Source organism: Pseudomonas serbica (assembly GCF_028823535.1).
Classification (GTDB): Bacteria; Pseudomonadota; Gammaproteobacteria; order Pseudomonadales; family Pseudomonadaceae; genus Aquipseudomonas; species Aquipseudomonas serbica.
Genome location: NZ_JAQIYM010000007.1, coordinates 276,093 through 298,253, shown reverse-complemented (window position 1 = coordinate 298,253; position 22,161 = coordinate 276,093). Strand labels below are relative to the sequence as shown.

The window sequence follows — 22,161 nt, the reverse complement described above, 5'->3', positions numbered from 1 at the left end:
ATGACGTTAGGGGGGAGCGTTGATTCTGTTGAATATTATTTTAAAGAGATCGTAAAGTCCATTATAGATGAAAGTAAAACGAATCTGGATGCCTCGAAGCGACGTAATCAGCTGGCGACCAGTGTTAATGCCAACGCAGAAAAGCTCTTGAGCTTCACCCCAGAGGCAAAAGGGATTTTACTTTACCTTCTCACCCGCCATGGCGTTTGGGATCATCTCGATCCACACAACTACGGGAAGGCACTGGCACCCGATATCTACAAAGATCGTAAAGAAGCGGTGATCTGGATACTCAAAAGTATCCAGACCCGTATCGAGTGGCGAAAGGTGTTTTGCCGAATGACGCCTGATGGCTCAAGTTTGACTACAGCCGAAAATGAATTCCTGATAATCGAGCAGCAGGAACAGAAATTAGTGGATTTTCTGCGAGAGGGGTTTAATCGTGATCAGGATTTGCTTAGGGCGAAACGTGAGCTATCAATTATTTATGATCGGATAAGATCTGGTGTTGCTTGGGGGTATGCGCTGGCCATGAATGATTCACCCTACTATCAAATCAATTCCGATGACAACTTTCATTACCCCAGCCGCTGTTATTTTGGTTCGTGTGAAACAGAAACGGATCGTTGGGTTTGATACAAGGTTTTTTTTATGAAAATGTTTAAGCTTGCATTTATGCTTCCTGTTGTATTAGTGGCGGGCTGCGAACAGAACACCATGCCCGTGGGCACAGCTGAAGTTAATAGATCATCGCAAGAGTTGCAGGGTTTTATCCAAAGGGTAAAAGGCGACCTCGTCTTCGTCGAAGGTGGAGAATTCCTGATGGGGGACTATGGTGTGCAATACGGACCTGAAAAACTTCCCTACGATGCTGATAAGGATAGTAAGCCGCTGCATAAGATTGAGTTAAGTAGTTACTCTATCACCAAATACAAAATTACAAATCGGGAATATCAGTTCTACCTGAACTCCAATGATCTGCAACTTCGCCGGGACTCCAGTGACAAGTTTGCCGTCATCAGTGGACCTCCAAACACGCCCGCACACCTGGATTGGTTCGAGGCGGAAAAATATTGCAATTGGCTGACAAAGGTCAGCGAGTTACCGTTCGGTTTACCGACCGAAGCCCAGTGGGAATATGCAGCGCGCAGCCGTGGGCAATTTTTAATGGTGGCAACCAATGATGGTACTTATAAGGCGACTGATGACCCTGTAACCGAAGATTGGGAAGATGGTCCCAAGGGCATCAACATTTCCAGTTCTTGGGATCGCAAAACATTTGCTAAAGAGATGGGGTGGAAGACTGATACTCTCACCCCGTTGCCTGTGGATAGATTTCCACCTAACCCACTCGGTCTATATTCGATGTCCGATAATGGGTTTGAATGGGTCAAGGACTGGTATGACCCAACATATTACGAGAGCTCCCCATTGAAAGATCCGCAAGGTCCGGGCGCCCCTGCATATAAAGATCCTCCTTCGAATTACAAGTATGCAAAGGTACTTCGCGGCAAGGATTATGCAGATCCGCAGTGGGGAGGAGGCGTAAACGTACACAGAAGTTATAGGAGTCCAGATGGAAGTATGGCCAGCCTGTCTGGTACGGGTGATTTGTTGGTACTCACTGATAAAACAGCTCGCTGCGTAGTTAATCATCCGCGCCCTATTGAATAATGGTTTGGAAGAGATTTTTTCGCAGGAGTAATAGGATTTAATCAACGGAATAATAAAGAAACTCCGACGATCCGACTTTGCCGGCGAAGGCGATTACGCGCTGCGGCAGATACACCGCAGCGCCTGGTTCGCCGGCAAGCCGATCTCCTACAGAATTTCAAGTGTGATGAATCTCCCGATCCTTCGTCTCCGGCAGGAAGAACGTACCCAGGATCGCCGTCATCACCGCGATCACGATCGGGTACCACAGCCCATAGTAGATATCGCCGGTGGCCGCGACCATGGCGAAAGCCACTGTTGGCAGGAACCCGCCGAACCAGCCGTTGCCGATGTGGTAAGGCAGTGACATCGAGGTGTAGCGAATGCGCGCCGGGAAGAGTTCCACCAGCCAGGCGGCGATCGGGCCGTAGACCATGGTCACGTAGATCACCAGGATGGTCAGGAGCAGCAGCACCATCGGGTAGTTGGTCTTGGCCGGGTCGGCTTTCTCGGGGTAGCCGGCGTCCTTGAGGGCGGTGCCCAGGGTTGCGATGAAGGCGTCGTTGCGGGTCTTGAAGTCGGCGGCCGGCATGCCGGTGCCTTCGAAGCTGGGGATCACTTTGTCGCCGATACGAACCTGCGCGACAGTTCCCGGCTCGGCCTTCTCGTTCTTGTAGGGGATGGCCCGTTTGGCCAACACGGTCTTGGCCAGGTCGCAGGAGCTGGTGAATTTGGCCTTGCCCACCGGGTCGAACTGAAACGAACACTGGTCGGGATCGGCGATCACCGTGACCGGGTTCTTCTCCTGTGCGATGAACACGTCGGGGTTACCGTACTGGGTCAACGCATTGAAGATCGGGAAGTAGGTCAGCGCCGCGAGGATGCAACCGGCCATGATGATGCCCTTGCGCCCGATGCGGTCGGACAGGCTGCCGAAGATGACGAAGAACGGCGTACCGATCAGCAGCGAACCGGCAATCAGCAGGTTGGCGGTCTGCGCGTCGATCTTGAGCGTCTGCAGCAGGAAGAACAACGCGTAGAACTGCCCGGTGTACCAGACGACGGCCTGGCCGGCGGTACCGCCGAGCAGCGCCATGATCACGATCTTGAGGTTTTCCCAACGGGCGAAGGATTCGGTCAGCGGCGCCTTGGAGGCCTTGCCCTCGGCCTTCATCTTCACGAACACCGGCGATTCGCTGAGTTGCAGGCGGATGTAGACGGAGACGATCAGCAGCAGGATCGACAGCAGGAAGGGAATCCGCCAGCCCCAGGCTTCGAACGCCTCGGTGCCAAGCACGGTGCGGCAGGCAAGGATCACCAGCAGCGAAAGGAACAGGCCGAGGGTGGCGGTGGTCTGGATCCACGAGGTGAAGTAGCCGCGCTTGCCCTTGGGTGCGTGTTCGGCCACGTAGGTCGCCGCCCCGCCGTACTCGCCACCCAGGGCCAGGCCTTGCAACAGGCGCAGGGTGATCAGGATGATCGGCGCGGCCACGCCAATGGTCGCGTAACCGGGCAGGAAACCAACGATGGCCGTGGAGACACCCATGATTACGATGGTGATCAGGAAGGTGTGCTTGCGCCCGATCATGTCGCCCAGTCGGCCGAACACGATGGCGCCGAAGGGGCGCACGGCGAAGCCTGCAGCGAACGCGAGCAAGGCAAAGATGAAGGACGTGGTCTCGTTGACGCCGGCGAAGAAGTGCTTGGCAATGATCGCGGCGAGGGAGCCGTAGAGGTAGAAGTCGTACCATTCGAACACGGTGCCCAAGGACGAGGCGAAGATGACCTTGCGCTCCTCCTTGGTGATCCCGTGCTGGGGCGCGTTACCCGCGGTGGTGTTGTCGATTGCGGCCATGAGTCGTCTCCGTCTTTCTCTTGTTATAGGCCGGAGTACCCCACTATCTTCTTGTTGCCGCACCCTGGCCCTGGGGCTGATGTCATCGGATTACGGATTGCGCAAAGCATGCACACAGGCTGACGGCCTCGCATCGCTGCAAGGTTTCATTGAGCATAATCGGCTTCTTGCAGATATCCACTCGCCATCACGGGCAAACGGAATCAAGCGAATGAGCCTGCAACCGAGACTTTGTGCCGTTGGAAGATGTTTTGTTGCGAGGGGGATGTACAGAATGCAATAACCCCCACTCGCGCAGTGCGTGAGTGGGGGTTATCAGAAATATGGCAGGGGCGGCTGGATTCGAACCAACGCATGGCAGGATCAAAACCTGCTGCCTTACCGCTTGGCGACGCCCCTGTAGCTGCTGCCTGGAGAGCCGGGGAAGGCCCTCAGCAGGAATGGGCGGCAATTTACCAACATTCTTGCCGCCTGGGAACCCCCTCGCCCAATTATTTTATTTTAAAACAGCGACTTACCATCAAGGATCGACCTGTCCCATAAGTTCGGGCACCGATTCAGGGCGATTGGCGAAGCGCTGGGCAAGCACTGCGCAGACCATCAGCTGGATCTGGTGGAACAGCATCAGCGGCAGGATCAACACGCCAATGGTGCTGCCGGCGAACAGCACCTGAGCCATCGGCACGCCCGTGGCCAGGCTTTTTTTCGAGCCACAGAAAAGAATGGTGATGCGGTCTTGCTGGTTGAAACCCAGGGCCTTGCCCAGCACCGTGGAGGCCACCAACACCAGCCCCAGCACCACGCAGCAGGCGACCACCAGCCCGGCCAGGTCACGCAACGGGATCTGGTGCCAGATGCCTTCGATCACCGCTTCGCTGAAAGCACCGTACACCACCAGCAGGATCGAGCCCTGATCGACAAATTTCAGCCAGTTCTTGTTGCGCGCCACCCAGGCACCGATCCAGCGGCGAGCGATCTGCCCGGCAATGAACGGCAGCAACAACTGCAGGCTGATCTTCAGGATCGCGTCCAGGGTCGAGCCACCCTCGCCGTGCACGTCCAACAGCAAGGTCACCAGCAAGGGCGTGAGAAAGATCCCGAACAGACTGGACGCTGCCGCGCTGCAAATCGCCGCCGGGATGTTGCCTCGCGCCAGGGAGGTAAAGGCGATCGCCGACTGCACGGTGGCCGGCAGCGCGCAGAGGTAAAGCATGCCCATGTACAGGTCGGCGCCGATCAGCGGTGACAGCAATGGCTTGAGCGCCAGGCCGAGCAGCGGGAACAGGACGAAGGTCAGGCCGAACACCAGCAAGTGCAGGCGCCAGTGACCGGCACCGGCAATGATCGATTCCCGGGACAGCTTTGCCCCGTGGAGGAAAAACAGCAGCGCAATGGCGCCGTTGGTCAACCAGCCAAAGCCCACGGCCACCTGGCCACTGGCGGGCAACAGGCTGGCGAGCAGGACCACGCCGACCAGGGTCAGGGTGAAGTTGTCGGGCAAGAAACGGGGGCGGGTCATCAGGGGCATCCAGGCGGCCGGGAACGTTGCGACCACTCTAGCGCGCCCCCAAATTGCCGGCTAACGCTAATAAGCCAGGAGATAGCGCCTAACGGACACCTCTCAAAATCACGGGTGACTGATACGCCGCTTTCGCTGGCAAGCCAGCTCCTACGGGGGATTTGTGCCATACACAGCTTTTGTATGCGCTGCAGGCACCTGTAGGAGCTGGCTTGCCAGCGATGAGGCCGGCACATCCAACATCACGGGTGATTGATACGCCGCTTTCGCTGGCAAGCCAGCTCCTACAGACGACCGTTGCCTTCTCGATCACGCTCATAGTGCCGAGCGAGCGCAAACGCCGGCAACCAGGCCTCACGCCGCACCGTCCAGCTTTCGTAGGTAGGCGTGAACTGGTCAGGCGCATCGAATGAACCCAGGTTCACTTCGACCTCGTCATCGCTGCGGGCAAACACCGACGAGCCACAGCGAGGACAGAAATGGCGCCCGGCATAGTCCCGGGTTTCGCCCTCGATCGTCACCGCGTCCTCAGGGAATATCGCCGAAGCGTGAAAGAGCGCCCCATGGTGCTTGCGACAATCGAGGCAGTGACAAAGACCGACCCGATACGGTTGCCCCACCGCCACAAGCCGGACATCACCGCACAGGCATCCACCCGTAAATCGTTGCATGTCTGCCCTCCTCTCCAAGGGTTTGAAAGTAGCCGGTCAACGACTGTAGAGGCTAACAAAGCCTTCACAGCAAAAACTTGCGAAAAGCGACAGTAGGCTAAGCTTACGTCAGCTTATTGCCCTTGATGCTCGCGGCGGCAGTTGTTGGTTTTTCTGGAGAGCGTCTGCAACAGCTATCTCAGACAGGCCCAGACAATTTGCGCAGGATTGCCGTGATGACCGAGCCGTTACTCAGTTTTGACCAACTCAAGCGTGCTGCCGCCTCAGGCGAAATCGATACCGTTCTGGTGTGCATGGTCGACATGCAGGGCCGCCTGGTGGGCAAACGCTTCCAGGTCGAGTTTTTCATCGACAGCGGCCATGAAGAAACCCACTGCTGCAATTACCTGCTGGCCGACGACATCGACATGGAGCCGGTGCCGGGTTACGCCGCTGCCAGCTGGAGCAAAGGTTACGGCGACTTCGTGCTCAAGCCCGACATGCGCACCTTGCGCAAGGTGCCCTGGCTCGAGTGCACGGCGCTGGTGCTGTGCGATGTGCTGGACCATCACCATCGCCAGGACTTGCCCCACAGCCCGCGGGCGATCCTGAAAAAACAGGTCGAACGCCTGCGTGAACGCGGCTACACCGGCATGTTCGCCTCGGAACTGGAGTTCTACCTGTTCGACGAGAGCTACGAGGCCATCCACAAGCGCAACTACCTCAAGCCAAAAACCGCCGGGCACTACATCGAGGATTACAACATCCTGCAGACCACCCGCGAAGAGCCGGTGCTGCGGGCGATCCGCAAGCACCTGCAGGCCAGCGGCATCCCCGTGGAAAATTCCAAGGGCGAATGGGGCCCGGGCCAGGAAGAAATCAATATCCGTTACGCCGACGCCATGACCATGGCCGACCATCACGTCATCATCAAGCACGCTTGCAAGGAGATCGCTCAACTCCAGGGCAAGGCGATCACCTTCATGGCCAAGTGGCGCTATGACGCCGCCGGTTCCAGCAGCCACATCCACAATTCGCTGTGGGACAAGAACGCCAAAAAGCCGTTGTTCTTCGACGCCAAGGCCGAGTTCGGCATGTCCAAACTGATGCGTTCGTGGGTGGCCGGGCAGCTCAAGTACGCCAACGACATCACCTGTTTCCTTGCGCCCTATATCAATTCCTACAAGCGTTTTCAGGCCGGCACCTTTGCCCCTACCCGAGCGGTGTGGAGCCGGGACAATCGCACCGCCGGCTTTCGCCTGTGCGCCGAGGCCAGCAAATCGATCCGCATCGAATGCCGCATCGGCGGCGCCGATCTGAACCCTTACCTGGCCTTCGCCGCCCTGATCGCCGCCGGGCTGGCGGGCATCGATGAAAAACTTGAGCTCGCTGCGCCCTTCGAGGGCGATGCCTACGTTGACGAGCATCTGCCTGAGGTCTCCAAGACTTTGCGTGAGGCCTGTGCCGCACTGCAGGAGTCCAGCATGTTGCGCGAGGCCTTCGGCGACGAGGTGATCGACCATTACGTGCACACCGCCGAATGGGAACAGAAAGAGTACGACCGGCGCATCACCGACTGGGAACTGCAGCGCGGCTTCGAGCGCTACTGAGAGCATCATGACCAACACTGTTCAACTCATCTCGCCGGTCGATGGCCGGGTCTTCGCCGAGCGTCAGTACGCCGATATCGTGCAGATCGAGCAGGCACTGGCGACGGCCACCTGCGCCCAGGCGCAATGGAAGCGCCGGTCATTAAGCGAACGCGCGGCTTTTTGCAGCGCCGCGGTGGACGCCATGCTGGCCATGAAGGATGACATCGTCCCCGAACTGGCCTGGCAAATGGGCCGTCCGGTGCGCTTTGGCGCCGGCGAACTGCGCGGCTTCGAAGAACGAGCCCGGTACATGATCACCATTGCGCCGCAAGCCCTGGCGGCGCTCGAAGTCGAACCCGTCGCGGGCTTTCGCCGGTACATCAAGCGTGAGCCAATGGGCACCGTGCTGGTGGTCGCTCCGTGGAATTACCCCTACCTGACAGCGGTCAATACGATCATTCCGGCACTGATGGCCGGCAACAGCGTGATCCTCAAGCACGCTTCGCAAACGCTGCTGGTGGGCGAGCGATTTGCCGAAGCCATGCGCCGCGCCAACCTGCCAGAAGGGTTGTTCCAGAACCTGCTGCTCAGTCACATCCATACCGGCGTAGTCATCGGCTCCAGACAGGTGCAACAGGTGAACTTTACCGGCTCGGTGGCAGCCGGCATGGAAATGCAACGCGCTGCGGTCGAGGGTTTCCTGCGGGTCGGCCTGGAGCTCGGCGGCAAAGACCCGGCCTACGTGCGGGCCGACGCCGACCTCGAACATGCCGTGGAAAACCTGGTGGACGGCAGTTTCTTCAATGGCGGGCAGAGCTGCTGCGCCGTGGAACGTATCTACGTCGACCAGAACATCTACCCGGCGTTTGTCGAACGCTTTGCCGATCTGACCCGTCAGTACGTGCTGGGCAACCCGCTGGACGAAGCCACTACCCTCGGACCGCTGGTGAGTCCGGGGGCGGCGGATTTCGTCCGCGGGCAGATTGCCGATGCGCAGGCCTTGGGCGCGAAGGCACTGATCGACCCGCGGGCGTTTGCCGCTGACGTGCTGGGCAGCGCCTACCTCGCCCCGCAAGTGTTGGTCGACGTCAATCATCAAATGTCGGTCATGCGCGATGAAAGCTTCGGCCCGGTGGTCGGCATCATGCCGGTGGACAGCGACGAGCAAGCCATCGCCTTGATGAACGACAGCGAATTCGGCCTCAGCGCTTCAATCTGGACCCGCGACCTGGCCGCCGCCGAACGCCTGGGCGACGAGATCGACACCGGCACCCTGTTCATGAATCGCTGCGATTACCTGGACCCGGCCCTGGCCTGGACCGGGGTGAAAAACAGTGGACGCGGCGTCACCCTGTCATCCATGGGTTATGAACACCTCACCCGCGCCAAATCCTTCCATCTGCGCCACGAGACCTGAACCATGAGCCTGACTGGAAACTGGAATTACCCTACGAGCATCCACTTCGGTGTCGGCCGCATCGCGGAACTGGCCGAGACCTGTCGTAGCCAGGGGATCCAGCGCCCGCTGCTGGTCACCGACAGTGGCCTGGGACGCGCGTCGATCACCACGGCTGCGCTCGACGCTCTGCGCGATGCCGGGCTGGGCGCTGCGCTGTTCTGCGACCTCAAGCCCAATCCGGTCGAAGCCAACCTGGCCGGCGGGCTCGAAGCCTGGCGCGCAGGCAACCACGATGGTGTGGTGGCCTTTGGCGGTGGCAGTGGCCTGGACATGGGCAAGCTCATCGCCTTCATGAGTGGCCAGACCCGGCCGGTCTGGGATTTCGAAGACATCGGCGACTACTGGACCCGCGCCGATGAAAGCCGCATCGCCCCGGTCATTGCAGTACCGACCACCGCGGGTACGGGCTCTGAAGTGGGCCGTGCGGCGGTGATCATCGATGATCGCACCCACACCAAACGCATCATCTTCCATCCGAAAATGATGCCACGGGTGGTCATCAGCGACCCGGCCCTGACCGTCGGCATGCCGGCCAAAGTCACCGCCGGCACGGGCATGGACGCCTTGGCGCACTGCCTGGAGTCCTACTGCGCCCCGGGTTTCCACCCCATGGCCGATGGCATCGCGGTCGAAGGCATGCGCCTGGTGAGCAATGCCCTGGTGCGCGCCGTGCACACCCCTTCGGACCTCGATGCCCGCGGGCAGATGCTGGCGGCGGCGGCGATGGGCGCCACTGCTTTCCAGAAAGGCCTGGGCGGGATGCACGCCCTCGCGCATCCGATCGGCGCGCTGTACGACACCCACCACGGCATGACCAACGCCACCCTGATGCCCTATGTGCTCAAATTCAATCGCCCGGCCATCGAGGAACGCATCACACGCCTGGCCGCGTACCTGCACCTGCCCTCCCCGGGCTTCGACAGCTTCCTGGCCTTCGTCCTCAAATTGCGCAAGGACATCGCCGTGCCCCACACGCTATTCGAGCTGGGCGTGGATGATCAACGGGCAGACCTGATCGCGGATATGGCGATCGTCGACCCCAGTGCCGGCGGCAATCCGTTGCCGTTGACAAAGGCCGGCGTGACGGAAATTTTCCAGGCGGCTTTCCATGGCCGTCTCTGACTCGATCGAGGGTCCATGATCGAAACAGCAACACGTTAGCGGTTGGACACAGGAGCAGTACGACAAGGGGTTGAAAACCAACCCATCCGGAACCCCGGATGGCTGCGTATCAAACCTGAAGGGGCACACAACGATGAACCCAGCAAGCCAGCCCGGCACCGACGCGCCGCACGACGATGACGTCAAGGTGCTGCACAGCATGGGCTATGCCCAGCAGTTGTCGCGACGAATGGGGGTTTTCTCCAACTTCGCGATTTCCTTTTCGATCATCTGCATCCTCTCTGGCGGCATCAACTCACTGGCCCAGGGCACCTCGGGTGCGGGCGGCGCCTCGATCGGCATCGGCTGGCCGATCGGTTGCCTGATTTCCGGGGTGTTCGCCCTGGCCATGGCGCAGATTTCCTCGGCCTACCCCACCGCAGGCGGCCTGTATCACTGGGGCTCGATCCTTGGCAACCGCTTCACTGGCTGGCTCACGGCCTGGTTCAACCTGCTGGGGCTGGTCACGGTGCTCGGTGCGATCAACGTCGGCACCTACTACTTTTTCTTCGGTGCCTTCGGCCCGGCACTGGGCATGGAGGACACCACCACGACCCGGGTGATTTTCCTGGCCATCCTCACCGGGCTCCAGGCTTTGTGTAATCACCTGGGCATCGGCCTGACCGCCAGGCTGACGGACTTTTCCGGCTACCTGATTTTCGCCACCGCACTGGCGCTGACCATTGTCTGCCTGATCTCGGCCCCCAGTTTCGAGTTCTCCCGGCTGGTGACCTTCGGCAACTATTCCGGCGAAGCCGGCGGCAGCGTCTGGCCACAGGTGTCCAACGGCTGGATCTTCATGCTCGGCCTGCTGTTGCCGATCTACACCATCACCGGCTACGACGCCTCCGCGCACACCTCCGAGGAGACGCGTAATGCCGCCATGTCAGTGCCTCGGGGCATGGTCATGTCGGTGGTCTGGTCGCTGCTGTTCGGCTGGGTGATGCTCAGCGCCTTCGTGCTGATGCTGCCGAGCATGGACGAGGCGGCCAAGCAAGGCTGGAACGTGTTCTTCTGGGCGATGAACACCCAGGTCAATCCGCTGCTCAAGGACGCGCTGTACGTGGCGATTTTCATCTCCCAGGTGCTCTGCGGGTTGGCCACTGTCACCTCGGTTTCGCGCATGATCTTCGCGTTTTCCCGTGACGGCGGCCTGCCCTTCTCGAAAGCCCTGTCCTCGGTCTCGCCGACCTTTCGCAGCCCGGTGGCGGCAATCTGGACCGGCGCTACCCTCGCCGTGCTGTTCGACTGGGGCTCATCGGTGATCTCGGTCGGTGAGACACCGGTCTACACCATCGTGGTCTCCTGCACGGTGATCTTCCTGTTCTTCTCCTTCATCATTCCCATCGTGCTGGGCCTGTTCGCCTACGGGACCTCGAGGTGGCCGACCATGGGACCGTGGAACATCGGGCGCTTCTGGTACACGGTGTTTGCCCTGCTCTCGGTCCTGTCGATGGTGATCATCTTCGTCATCGGCATCCAGCCACCGAACGACTGGGCGTTGTACATCACCATCGGCTTCCTGGTGTTGACGGCCATCGTCTGGTTCGGCTTCGAAGCGCGCCGCTTCCAGGGCCCACCGGTGGGCGACATGATCGTCAAGCGCCAGGCCGAAATTGCGGCGGCTGAAGCGGCGTTGAATAAACGCTGAAGTCCTGGAGGAGCTGACTTGTCGGGCCGCCGCATCGCAGCGAAGGCGGCCTTGAGACTTGCGCTGCTCTTTCAGGCCCCAGCGCTGGCAAGCCAGCTCCTGCAGTAGTCAGGTGCATCCGCGCAAAAGCCCCTTCCTCGACATCGGCGGTCGCCATTCACGGCAGGCTCGCCCCTGCCGATGACCCTGTCCCTGGCAATAAAACAAAATCGCCATGTGCTCCCTTCGTCCCTTCATGCGTCGCATGACTTCACTGCCCGTTCCCCCCGTCTGGAGTTTCTCAATGCCCTCGCCCCATTCCCTGTCCGCCGCATTGCTCGGCCTGGCCCTCGTCTGTCCGGCGCTGGCCGAGGCCCAGGGCCTGGAGTTGGGACAAGTGCTGATCGGGGCCGAGGACCAGAGTGACGAAGACCAGGGCATCGAGGAGGCCAAGGCGCGGCTCGAGCAGGTGCCCGGCGGCACCAACCTGGTCGACATGCGCCGCCCGCTGCAGGGCCGGGTGGCGAGCAATCAGGATGTGCTGGCCTATCAGCCGGGGGTCTATGCCCAGTCGGCGGGCAACGAAGGGGTGAAGATCTCGATCCGCGGTTCGGGGATCAACCGGGCGCCGGGCGCCCACGCCTCGGGGCTGTACGCCATGCTCGACGGCCTGCCGCTGACCGGCCCCGGCGGCACGCCCTACGAACTGCTGGAGCCGCTGTGGCTTGACCACGTCGAAGTCCTGCGCGGCGCCAACGGTTTCGACCGCGGTGCCCTGGCCCTGGGCGGGGCCATCGACTACGTCAGCCACACCGGCTACAACGCCCCCAAGCTTCAGGTGCGCTACGCGACGGGCAGCCACGGTTATCAGCAGCGCCAAGTCAGTTCCGGGCAGGTGCTGGGCGACTTCGACTACTACATGGCCCTGACCGATGCCCGCGCCGACGGCTATCAGGATCACACCGCCAGCGACAGCCAGGGCGTCATCGCCAACTTCGGTTATCGCTTCAACCCGAACCTGGAAACGCGCTTCTACCTGCGCCACCGCCAGACCGACAACGACCTCGCCGGCCGGGTGACCAAGCACTCCATCGAGCACGACCCGCGGGCGGCCAACCCCGCCTACGTGGCGCGGGACGATCGCCGTGAACAACCGGGCAGCACCTTTATCGGCAACAAGACCACCTACTACATCGATGACGACTCAAGCATCCAGGCCGGCCTTGCCTACCATGACTACCCCATGGACCTGCGCGAGGGCCCCAATCGCCTGAAGGTGGCGTACACCGATGTTAGCGGCACGTTCGACTACAAGCGTCGCGACACCCTCTGGGGCCTGCAGAACCAAAGCACCCTGGGCCTGCGCGTGACCAGGCACCTGCCCAATGCCGGTGCCAGCGAGGAAGTACGCATCCCAAGCGGCAACACTGCCGGTTATGCGCCGGGCACCGCCATGCGCAACTTCACCTACCAGGGTTCGGACAGCGTCCTGCATGCGGGCAATGACCTGGAGATCGCCGACGACCTGTGGCTGACCACTGGCCTGGCGGCCATCTACACCCGCCGGGAAAGCGCGGTGACTTACCCGCAAGGGGGTGGCAAGACCAGTATGGGCGACTGGGACTACGCTCCGCGCCTGGGCCTGCGCTACCAACTGACCCCCGACCTGCAACTGTTCGGCAATCTCAGCCGCTCGGTCGAGGCACCGCACCCCTGGTCGCTGATCTACAGCTCGAACGTTCGCTTCCCGGCAGACAGCGGCCCGGCCACCGGCACCCAGCGTGATCCGATCGAGCTGCAGAACCAGACCGCGACCACCCTGGAACTCGGCGGTCGCGGCGACAGCGCGATGGGCCAATGGAGCCTGGCCTGGTATTACGCCCAGGTACGCCACGAACTGCTCTCGGTGTTGCCGGATGCCAACGCCACCACACCCTACGAGCTCAACGCCAGTCCGACCGTGCACCAGGGCGTGGAAGCCAGCCTGCTGAGCAACCTGTGGTCGGGCAACGATGGCGCAGAATTGAGCCTGCGCCAGAGCTATACCTTCAGCGACTTCCACTACCAGGACGACGAACGCTTCGGCGACAACCGCCTTCCGGGCCTGCCGATGCACTACTACCAGGGCGAACTGCGCTACGACTGGCCCCAGGGTTTCTTCGCCGCGCTGAACACGCAATGGGTGTCCAAGGTGGCGGTCGATTACGCCAATAGCTACTACGCCGATCCCTATGCGCTGTTCGGCGCGACACTGGGCTACAACGCGCCCAAGGGTGACTGGCAGACGTGGGTAGACATGCGCAACCTGACCGACAAGCACTACGCCGCCACCGTCACGCCGGGCTACGACGACAAAGGTCAGGACGCGGCGCGCTCGACGCCGGGCGAAGGCATGGTGGTGTATGTCGGGGTGTCGTGGAGCCTGTTGTGAGGTCCTGACTTGCGGCCAAGGCTCTACGCCCAACACAAAACATTGTAGGAGCTGGCTTGCCAGCGAAGAGGCCCAAAAGATCACCGCAACATTCAAGGCCACCATCGCCGGCAAGCCGGGCTCCTACAGGTCCGCGGCGAACACGCCTCCACGCCCAACACAAAACATTGTAGGAGCTGGCTTGCCAGCGAAGAAGCCCAAAAGACCACCGCAACATCCAAGGCCGCCTTCGCCGGCAAGCCGGGCTCCTACAGGTCCGCGGTGCCCACGCCTCCACGCCCAACACAAAACATTGTAGGAGCTGGCTTGCCAGCGAAGAGGCCCTAAAGACCACCGCAACATTCAAGGCCGCCTTCGCCGGCAAGCCGGGCTCCTACAGGTCCGCGGTGCCCACGCCTCCACGCCCAACACAAAACATTGTAGGAGCTGGCTTGCCAGCGAAGAGGCCCAAAAGACCACCGCAACATTCAAGGCCACCATCGCCGGCAAGCCGGGCTCCTACAGGTCCGCGGTGCCCATACCTCCACGCCTACACAAAACATTGTAGGAGCTGGCTTGCCAGCGAAGAGGCCCAAAAGATCAACGCAATATTCGAGGCCGCCTTCGCCGGCAAGCCGGGCTCCTACAGGTCCGCGGTGCCCATACCTCCACGCCCACACAAACCATTGTAGGAGCTGGCTTGCCAGCGAAGAGGCCCTTAAGGTCAACGCAATATTCGAGGCCGCCTTCGCCGGCAAGCCGGGCTCCTACAGGTCCGCGGCGAACACGCCTCCACGCCCAACACAAAACATTGTAGGAGCTGGCTTGCCAGCGAAGAGGCCCAAAAGATCACCGCAACATCCAAGGCCGCCTTCGCCGGCAAGCCGGCTCCTACAGGTCCGCGGTGAACGCGCGCGGAGCTACGAGGTTCGCGCCCCCGGGTTCTGCCAGAACGCGGGATCGGCACTCTTGAGCCGCTCGACCGCGTTATTGATATGGTTGAGCGCAGCGTGGCGCGCGCCTTCAGGGTCGCGTGCGGCGATGGCGGCGTACACGGCAAAGTGTTCGACCCGCACCGTCTTGGCCAGGTCGCGGCGGCGCTCCTCGTTGGAACGGGTGATGCGGATCGCTTCCTTGATGTACTGGGCGATGAATTCGTGCAGAGATGGGTACAGCGGATTGCCCGTTGCCCTGGAAATCGAGTGATGGAACCCCAGGTCTTCCTCGACGCCATCGCGCCCCGCCTGCTCGGCGGCATCGATGGCCTTCAGCGCCTGGTGGATAGCCTCCAGCTGCGCTGGCGAATGCCGCTGTGCCGCCAGTGCCGCCGCCTCCCCTTCGATACCGCGGCGCAGCTCGGTAACCCGCAATACGGCCTCGATAGACCCACTGACATCCAGGTCAATGGTGAACGCCTTGATGTGCGCACCTTCGCTGACGACAGTGCCGCTGCCCTGGCGAACCTCGACCAGACCGGCAGATTTCAGTCGCGAAATCGCCTCGCGGATGACCGTCCTGCTGACCCCGAAACGCTCCGATAGCACGGGCTCCGTGGGCAGGCGGGCGCCCGGCAGCACCTCGCCATTGGCGATATAGGCCTTCAGGGCCGCCGTCACCTGGTCGGACAGCGTGCCCTTGGCGGAGTCCTTCAGAACGGCCAGCGCCTCGGCGGAACAGGGAGTTTTGTCAGGAGTGGGCATAGGCATCTCTGGGCTCAAATCGGTGAACGGTACTGCATTTTAGACCCGTCGTCCTCCCTGACTTCTGCTCCTTGAATTCGTATGACGTATTATGATAAAAAACCGACCTTCATGTTAATCCGATAAAAACAAACGTCACCCACTACAAAAATAAGGATGGGGGAAACACATGACTGAATCAGTGATTCAAACCGGTGCCATCGCGCCCGCCGATCGCTTCGAGGACCTGGCGTATCGCAAGGTCGCATGGCGAATCCTGCCGCTGTTGTTGCTGTGCTACCTCGTCGCCTATCTGGACCGGGTGAACGTGGGTTTCGCCAAATTGCAGATGTCCGACGATCTGCAATTTTCCGAAGCCGTCTATGGTCTTGGCGCAGGGATTTTCTTCATTGCCTACTTCCTCGTGGAAATTCCCAGCAACCTGATCCTGCATCGGGTCGGCGCGCGGTTGTGGATCGCGCGCATCATGATCACCTGGGGCATCATTTCCTCGGCCATGGCCTTGGTCAGCACGCCCATGTCCTTCTACATCATGCGCTTCCTGCTGGGGATCGCCGAAGCCGGGTTCTACCCGGGTGTCATCCTCTATCTGTCCTACTGGTTCCCGACCCATCGCCGCGGCAAGATGTACGCCCTGTTCGCGACGGCAGTGCCGCTGTCCGGGCTGATTGGTGCGCCCCTGTCCGGCTGGATCATGAGTGCGTTCAACGGTGACCATGGGTTTGCCGGCTGGCAATGGCTGTTCTTTCTCGAAGGGCTGCCTTCGATCGCCGTCGGCATCCTGGTGATCTTCTGCCTCAGCGACCGGATCTCCAAGGCGAGCTGGCTGACCAGCGAAGAGAAACACCTGCTGCAGACCCGCATCGACGCCGAAACCGCTGGCCATCAAACCCACAGCCTGAAAGAGGTGTTCCTGCAGCCGCGTATCTGGCTGCTGACGGCCATCTACTTCTGCATGATCGCCGGCTTCTACACCGTGGGTTTCTGGTTGCCGACGCTGATTCGCCAGGCCGGCGTCAGCGATGTATTGCAGGTGGGAATGCTCACCGCCATCCCTTATGCCGCCGCGGCCATGACCATGATCCTGGTGTCGCGCAGCGCCGACCGGTTGCGCGAGCGTCGCTGGCACCTGGCGCTGACCGCGGTGCTGGGCGGTATCGGCCTGTTCATCTCCGCCACCTGGAGCGACAACTTCACGGTATCCATGATCGGCCTGACCCTGGGCTCCATGGGCGCCATGAGCACCCTGCCGCTGTTCTGGAGCCTGCCGACCGCGTTCCTCGGCGGTACCGCAGCAGCTGCCGGCATTGCCCTGATCAACTCCTGGGGCAACCTGGCGGGCTTCGTCTCGCCGTACCTGATGGGCTTCCTCAAAGACACCACCCACAGCACCACGATCGGCATGTATGTGATGGCAAGCGCGCTGTTCCTCGGTGCCCTGCTGGTCTTCAGAATTCCCGGAAAACTCGTCAACCGTTGACGTTTGGAGTAACTCATGAAAATTCTCGTGACCGGTGCCGCCGGCTTCCTTGGCCGCCGCCTGATCCAGGCCCTGCTGTCGCGTGGTTCGCTCACCGACCGCGCCGGCCAGTCCCAACCCGTCAGGCAAATCGTCGCCTTCGACATGGTTGCACTCCAGGGCATCGATGATCCGCGGGTAACCGTGGTGTGTGGCGATATCGCCGACCCTGAAGTGCTGGACAGCCTGATCGATGCCAGCACTGACAGCATCTTCCATCTGGCTGCGGTGGTTTCCAGCCAGGCGGAGGCCGACTTCGAACTGGGCATGCGCATCAACTTCACCGCGACCCGGGATATGCTCGAACGCATTCGCCTGCTCGGCACCTGCCCGAAATGGGTGATGACCAGCTCCGTCGCGGTGTTCGGCGGGCAACTGCCTGAAAAGGTCCGCGACGATCAGGTCTGGGCTCCTCAGAGTTCCTATGGCACGCAGAAAGCCATGAACGACCTGCTGCTCGCCGACTACAGCCGACGCGGTTTCGTCGACGGCCGCAGCCTGCGCATGCCGACCATCGTAGTGCGCCCGGGCAAACCCAACCTGGCCGCTTCGAGCTTCGCCAGCGGCATCATCCGCGAACCACTCAACGGCCAGCCCAGCGTGTGTCCGGTGGCCCTCGATACGCGGCTCTGGCTGATGTCGCCAGCGCTGGCCATTGAAAACCTGATCCATGGTCATGAGCTCTCAAGCGAGCGATTGACCGAGGGCCGGGTGATCAACATGCCAGGCCTGTCGATTACCGTCGAACGGATGATCGATGCCCTGCGCCAGATCGCCGGCGAGGAAGTGGCCGCACGGATTCGCCTGGAGCGCAATCCGGCGATCGAGCGCATCGTCGGCTCATGGCCCGGGTCCTTCTGCGCCACCTACTCCCGGGACCTGGGGTTCACGGCGGATGAGGATTTCAGCGCCGTGATCGAGCAGTTCATGACTGAATATCTGCCCGGATGAACCCAAGAAGGAGCTCGACATGTTGAATGCCCCTGCCCGCCCTCTGCTGGGCTGCATCGCTGACGATTTCACCGGTGCCACCGATCTTGCCAACATGCTGGTGCGCGGCGGCATGCGCACCGTGCAAAGCATCGGCATACCCGCTGCCGAGGTCGCCGGGCACCTCGATGCCGACGCGATCGTCATCGCCCTCAAATCCAGGACCCTACCCGCCGCCGATGCCGTGAAGGAGTCGCTCGAAGCCCTGCGCTGGTTGCGTGAGCGTGGCTGCGAACAGATTTTCTTCAAGTACTGCTCGACGTTCGACTCGACCGCCGCCGGCAACATCGGCCCGGTCAGCGAAGCCCTGCTGGAGGCACTGGACAGTGATTTCACTCTCGCCTGCCCGGCTTTCCCGGAAAACGGCCGCACGGTGTTTCGCGGGCATTTGTTCGTCCAGGACCAGTTGCTCAACGAGTCGGGCATGCAGCATCACCCGCTGACACCGATGACTGACGCGAATCTGGTGCGGGTGCTGCAATCGCAGAGCCAAGGCAAAGTCGGCCTGCTGCGGTATGACACCCTGACCCAGGGCGTCGAGAGCATCCGCGCCCGCATGACCCAACTGTGCGCCGAAGGTGTGCGCCTGGCGGTCGCCGATGCCGTGTCCGATGCGGACCTGCACCTGCTGGGCGAAGCCTGCGCAGGCCTTGCACTGCTGACGGGGGGCTCGGGGCTGGCGCTGGGCTTGCCGGATAATTTCCGCCGTGCCGGTAAACTGCGCGACCTGGACGCTGCTCAAGTGCCGACAGTCGAAGGCAGCGAAGTGGTGCTCGCGGGCAGCGCTTCGCAAGCCACCAATGGACAAGTGGCAAGCTGGCTGCAGGCAGGTCGCCCGGCCTTTCGGATCGACCCGTTGGCATTGGCAGCGGGAGAGCCGGTCATCGAGCAGGCACTGGCCTTCGCCGGTGACCATGCCGAAACGGTACTGATCTACGCCACCAGCGCGCCGGAGCAGGTCAAGGCGGTGCAACGCGAACTGGGCAGCGAACGCGCGGGGCACCTGGTCGAGCAGGCCATCGGCAGGATAGCCAGCGGGCTGCACCAGGCCGGCGTGCGGCGCTTTGTGGTCGCCGGCGGGGAAACCTCCGGGGCCGTGGTACAAGCCCTGGATATCCAACTGTTGCAGATCGGTGGGCAAATTGACCCGGGGGTGCCCGCCTGCGTGAGCACGCCCGGAGAACCCATGGCCCTGGCGCTCAAGTCCGGCAACTTCGGTGGCCCTGACTTCTTCGCCAAGGCACTCCAGCACCTGGCGGGAGTTCAAGCATGACCAATGAAAACGCCCTGCGCGAAGAAATCTGTGACGTCGGCGGCCTGTTGTACAGCCGCGGCTACACGGTCGGCAGTGCCGGCAACATCAGCGCCCGCCTCGACGATGGCTGGCTGATCACGCCCACGGACGCTTGCCTGGGCCGCCTGGACCCGGCGACGATATCCAAGGTCAACCTGGCAGGGGAATGGGTCAGCGGTGACAAACCGTCAAAGACCCTGGCCCTGCACCGTCAGGTCTATGATCGCAACCCGAGTGTCGGCGGCGTGGTCCACACCCACTCGACGCACCTGGTGGCGCTGACGCTGGCCGGGGTCTGGCAGCAGGATGACATCTTGCCGCCGCTGACCCCCTACCAGGTGATGAAGGTCGGGCACATCCCGTTGATCAACTATGAACGTCCCGGCTCGCCTAAAGTGGCCGAGCGTGTCGCGCAACTGGCCACCAGCGTGCGCGGGGTCATGCTCGAACGGCTGGGGCCGGTCGTCTGGGAAAGCTCGGTGTCGAGGGCCAGTTATGCCCTGGAGGAGCTGGAAGAAACGGCGCGCCTCTGGTTGATGAGTAACCCCAAACCGGCCCCGCTCGACCAGGCGGCATTGAATGAGCTGCATGAGGTTTTTGGCGTGCAGTGGTAACCCCCTTTGCCTTACGCTTGTATTTTTGCTTTCAGGAGTCTCCATGCCTCGTTTCGCTGCCAACCTCAGCATGCTCTACCCGGAACATGAATTTCTGGACCGCTTCGCCGCGGCCGCCGCCGATGGTTTCCAGGCGGTGGAATACATGTTCCCCTACGACTACAGCGCGCAACAATTGAAACAGCGTCTGGACGACAATGGCCTGGTCCAGGCCCTGTTCAACGCGCCACCGGGCAATATGGCGGCAGGCGAAAAAGGCACCGTGTCCTTGCCTGGCCGTGAAGCGGAGTTTCGCGCCGGCTTCGACCAGGCCCTGGAATATGCCGCGATCCTGGGCAATGACCGTATCCACGTCATGGCCGGGCTGCTGGCGTGCGAAGCAGACCGTGCCCGACACCACGAGACCTACCTGGAAAACCTCAGCCACGCGGCAACAGAAGCGGCCAAAGTCGGCGTCACCGTGTTGCTGGAGCCGATCAATACCCGTGATATTCCGGGCTTTTTCCTCAACCACCAGCATCAGGCACAGGCTATCTGCCAAGCCGTGGGCAAGGCCAATCTCAAGGTCCAGTTCGACATCTACCACTGCCAGATCGTCGAGGGTGACGTGGCGACGAAGCTGCGTCGGGATTTCGCCGGCATCGGTCATATCCAGATCGCCGGAGTGCCGGATCGCCACGAACCGGACATGCACAACGAGTTGAATTATCCCTACCTGTTCGAGCTGATCGATAAGCTGGGCTACAGCGGTTGGGTGGGTTGCGAGTATCGGCCGCGCGGCAACACCAGCGAAGGTTTGCAATGGCTGCGCGATTGGCAGGCCCGCTGAATCACTGACAGGCAGCCCCCTTTTTCCAAAGCGCCAGGATCTGCGAAAAACCGGCTCAAACATCTACAATCACGCCTTTCACCGCAGATCAGAAAGGTTTTACAGGTTATGGCGCTCGATCCTCCCACGATGTTGACACTCTCGATCGCCCTCGCAGCGGCCGCCGCGCTGTACCTGGCGATCGAATGGCGCAGCATTCGCGAGCCCTCGCTGCTGTTCTGGAGTGCGGGTTTTGCAACGATCAGCCTGGGGTCGACACTCGCCTTGCTGCGCGGGATCGGCCTTTTGCTGGTCGGTATCTGGTTCGCCAATGGCCTGCTGGTGGTGGCCCACTGGTGTTTCCTGCTGGGTGTCGCGCGCTTCACGCAAACGCGCCTGTCACGTGCCTGGTACCTGATTTTCGTGGTCTGGATGGCCTTGCTGTTGTTGCCGGACGAGCCGTCGTGGTCGAAGGTCATGCTGCTGGCCAATTCGCTGCTGGTCACGGTGGTGACCCTCAGGGCCAGTTTCCTCCTGCGCCCCCATGGCAAGTCGTTGAGCGTGGGCGCGGTGCAACTGCGTTATGTGCTGCTGGTCCATGGGCTGTTCTATCTGGCCAAGTCGATAACGGCGATCGTTCCCGGCACACTGATCGATCTTGCCGCCTTTCGTGGCGAGATCATTCAGATTTCACTGGTCGAGGGCACGATGGCGATCATGCTGATTGCCTTATCCATGACCGGTACCGAACGCTACAGGCGCGAAAAGCGCATCGCCCGGTTGGCCGCGCGCGATCCGTTGACCGCCCTGTACAACCGCCGCGCCCTCGAAGTACGGGCAGCGCGTCTGCTCGAAGACGTCTCGCCGGCGCGCCCCGGCGCCTTGCTGTTGATCGATATCGACAATTTCAAACAGGTCAACGACCTGTACGGCCATACGGCGGGCGATCGACTGCTGGTCACGCTGAGCGACATGATTCGTTCGGTCCTGCCCGACCGTGCACTGGCGGCGCGGCTGGGCGGTGACGAGTTCGTGATCCTGCTGCGCAACGCCTCGAATGAGCAAATAGTCGGGCTGGGCAGCGCGCTGCGTGAGCAGTTTCAGCACGCTGCCGCACAGACATTCGCCACCCCCGCAGCGGTGACCCTGAGCATCGGCGCCAACCTGTTCGACCATCCGCCAGCCAGCCTGGCGGCATTGATCGAGCAATGTGATGCGGCGCTCTACCAGTCCAAGCGTGGTGGGCGCGACAGCATTCGGCTGGTCGATCAAACCTTTACCAGCCACGAATCGGTATGAGGCGCGAG

The 22,161-nt window shown here is 61.3% G+C and carries 17 protein-coding genes and 1 tRNA gene; 13 read left to right on the top strand and 5 right to left on the bottom strand.

The features are described from left to right. Positions 1-636 carry a hypothetical protein gene (locus NQL71_RS13830; RefSeq protein WP_274642813.1) on the top strand — a complete coding sequence of 212 codons (636 nt, stop codon included), beginning with the start codon at positions 1-3 and terminating at the stop codon, positions 634-636. 15 nt (positions 637-651) lie between these two features. Further along, positions 652-1,674: a formylglycine-generating enzyme family protein gene (locus NQL71_RS13825; RefSeq protein ID WP_274642812.1), complete on the top strand. Its 1,023-nt coding sequence runs from the start codon at positions 652-654 to the stop codon at positions 1,672-1,674. 157 nt (positions 1,675-1,831) lie between these two features. On the opposite strand, the gene NQL71_RS13820 is transcribed toward NQL71_RS13825, so the two are convergent. From NQL71_RS13820 to NQL71_RS13805, 4 genes are all read right to left on the bottom strand, one after another. Then, positions 1,832-3,508 carry an MFS transporter gene (locus NQL71_RS13820; protein WP_077183071.1) on the bottom strand — a complete coding sequence of 559 codons (1,677 nt, stop codon included), beginning with the start codon at positions 3,506-3,508 and terminating at the stop codon, positions 1,832-1,834. Positions 3,509-3,832: 324 nt separating this feature from the next. Continuing rightward, positions 3,833-3,907, bottom strand: a tRNA-Gln gene (locus NQL71_RS13815). Between the two features lie 121 nt (positions 3,908-4,028). Continuing rightward, a complete protein-coding gene (locus NQL71_RS13810) occupies positions 4,029-5,027 on the bottom strand; it encodes a bile acid:sodium symporter family protein (RefSeq protein ID WP_046816433.1) in 999 nt (332 codons plus the stop codon). Between the two features lie 284 nt (positions 5,028-5,311). Then, a complete protein-coding gene (locus tag NQL71_RS13805) occupies positions 5,312-5,698 on the bottom strand; it encodes a GFA family protein (protein ID WP_274642811.1) in 387 nt (128 codons plus the stop codon). Between the two features lie 215 nt (positions 5,699-5,913). Between NQL71_RS13805 and NQL71_RS13800 the strand changes: the two genes are divergently transcribed. The 5 genes from NQL71_RS13800 (at position 5,914) to NQL71_RS13780 (ending at position 13,950) form a co-directional block, all read left to right on the top strand. Next, on the top strand, positions 5,914-7,287 hold the full coding sequence (locus NQL71_RS13800) for a glutamine synthetase family protein (protein WP_046816431.1): 1,374 nt from the start codon (positions 5,914-5,916) through the stop codon (positions 7,285-7,287). Positions 7,288-7,294: 7 nt separating this feature from the next. Then, positions 7,295-8,686, top strand: a complete 1,392-nt coding sequence (locus tag NQL71_RS13795; protein ID WP_274642810.1) for an aldehyde dehydrogenase family protein — start codon at positions 7,295-7,297, stop codon at positions 8,684-8,686. 3 nt (positions 8,687-8,689) lie between these two features. After that, positions 8,690-9,850, top strand: a complete 1,161-nt coding sequence (locus NQL71_RS13790) for an iron-containing alcohol dehydrogenase (protein WP_046816429.1) — start codon at positions 8,690-8,692, stop codon at positions 9,848-9,850. Positions 9,851-9,983: 133 nt separating this feature from the next. Next, positions 9,984-11,540, top strand: a complete 1,557-nt coding sequence (locus NQL71_RS13785) for an amino acid permease (protein ID WP_046816428.1) — start codon at positions 9,984-9,986, stop codon at positions 11,538-11,540. 283 nt (positions 11,541-11,823) lie between these two features. Further along, on the top strand, positions 11,824-13,950 hold the full coding sequence (locus NQL71_RS13780) for a TonB-dependent receptor family protein (RefSeq protein WP_274642809.1): 2,127 nt from the start codon (positions 11,824-11,826) through the stop codon (positions 13,948-13,950). 899 nt (positions 13,951-14,849) lie between these two features. On the opposite strand, the gene NQL71_RS13775 is transcribed toward NQL71_RS13780, so the two are convergent. Further along, a complete protein-coding gene (locus tag NQL71_RS13775; RefSeq protein WP_046816424.1) occupies positions 14,850-15,635 on the bottom strand; it encodes a FadR/GntR family transcriptional regulator in 786 nt (261 codons plus the stop codon). Between the two features lie 163 nt (positions 15,636-15,798). Between NQL71_RS13775 and NQL71_RS13770 the strand changes: the two genes are divergently transcribed. The 6 genes from NQL71_RS13770 to NQL71_RS13745 all read left to right on the top strand — a co-directional run bounded on the left by NQL71_RS13770 (position 15,799) and on the right by NQL71_RS13745 (position 22,153). Further along, positions 15,799-17,109 carry an MFS transporter gene (locus NQL71_RS13770; protein ID WP_046816423.1) on the top strand — a complete coding sequence of 437 codons (1,311 nt, stop codon included), beginning with the start codon at positions 15,799-15,801 and terminating at the stop codon, positions 17,107-17,109. Between the two features lie 15 nt (positions 17,110-17,124). After that, positions 17,125-18,099, top strand: coding sequence for a D-erythronate dehydrogenase (denD, locus tag NQL71_RS13765; RefSeq protein ID WP_274642808.1), 975 nt, complete (start codon positions 17,125-17,127; stop codon positions 18,097-18,099). A 19-nt stretch (positions 18,100-18,118) separates the two neighbouring features. Beyond that, positions 18,119-19,411, top strand: a complete 1,293-nt coding sequence (otnK, locus tag NQL71_RS13760; RefSeq protein ID WP_248687108.1) for a 3-oxo-tetronate kinase — start codon at positions 18,119-18,121, stop codon at positions 19,409-19,411. Next, complete coding sequence (gene otnC, locus NQL71_RS13755; RefSeq protein WP_077183064.1) at positions 19,408-20,046, top strand: 3-oxo-tetronate 4-phosphate decarboxylase; 639 nt, start codon at positions 19,408-19,410, stop codon at positions 20,044-20,046. The genes otnK and otnC overlap by 4 nt, the downstream gene beginning before the upstream one ends. 43 nt (positions 20,047-20,089) lie before the next feature. After that, a complete protein-coding gene (otnI, locus tag NQL71_RS13750; protein WP_077183063.1) occupies positions 20,090-20,875 on the top strand; it encodes a 2-oxo-tetronate isomerase in 786 nt (261 codons plus the stop codon). A gap of 108 nt (positions 20,876-20,983) precedes the next feature. Next, positions 20,984-22,153 (top strand): GGDEF domain-containing protein, encoded by a 1,170-nt coding sequence (locus NQL71_RS13745; protein WP_274642807.1) that lies wholly within the window; start codon positions 20,984-20,986, stop codon positions 22,151-22,153. Positions 22,154-22,161: the final 8 nt, after the last annotated feature.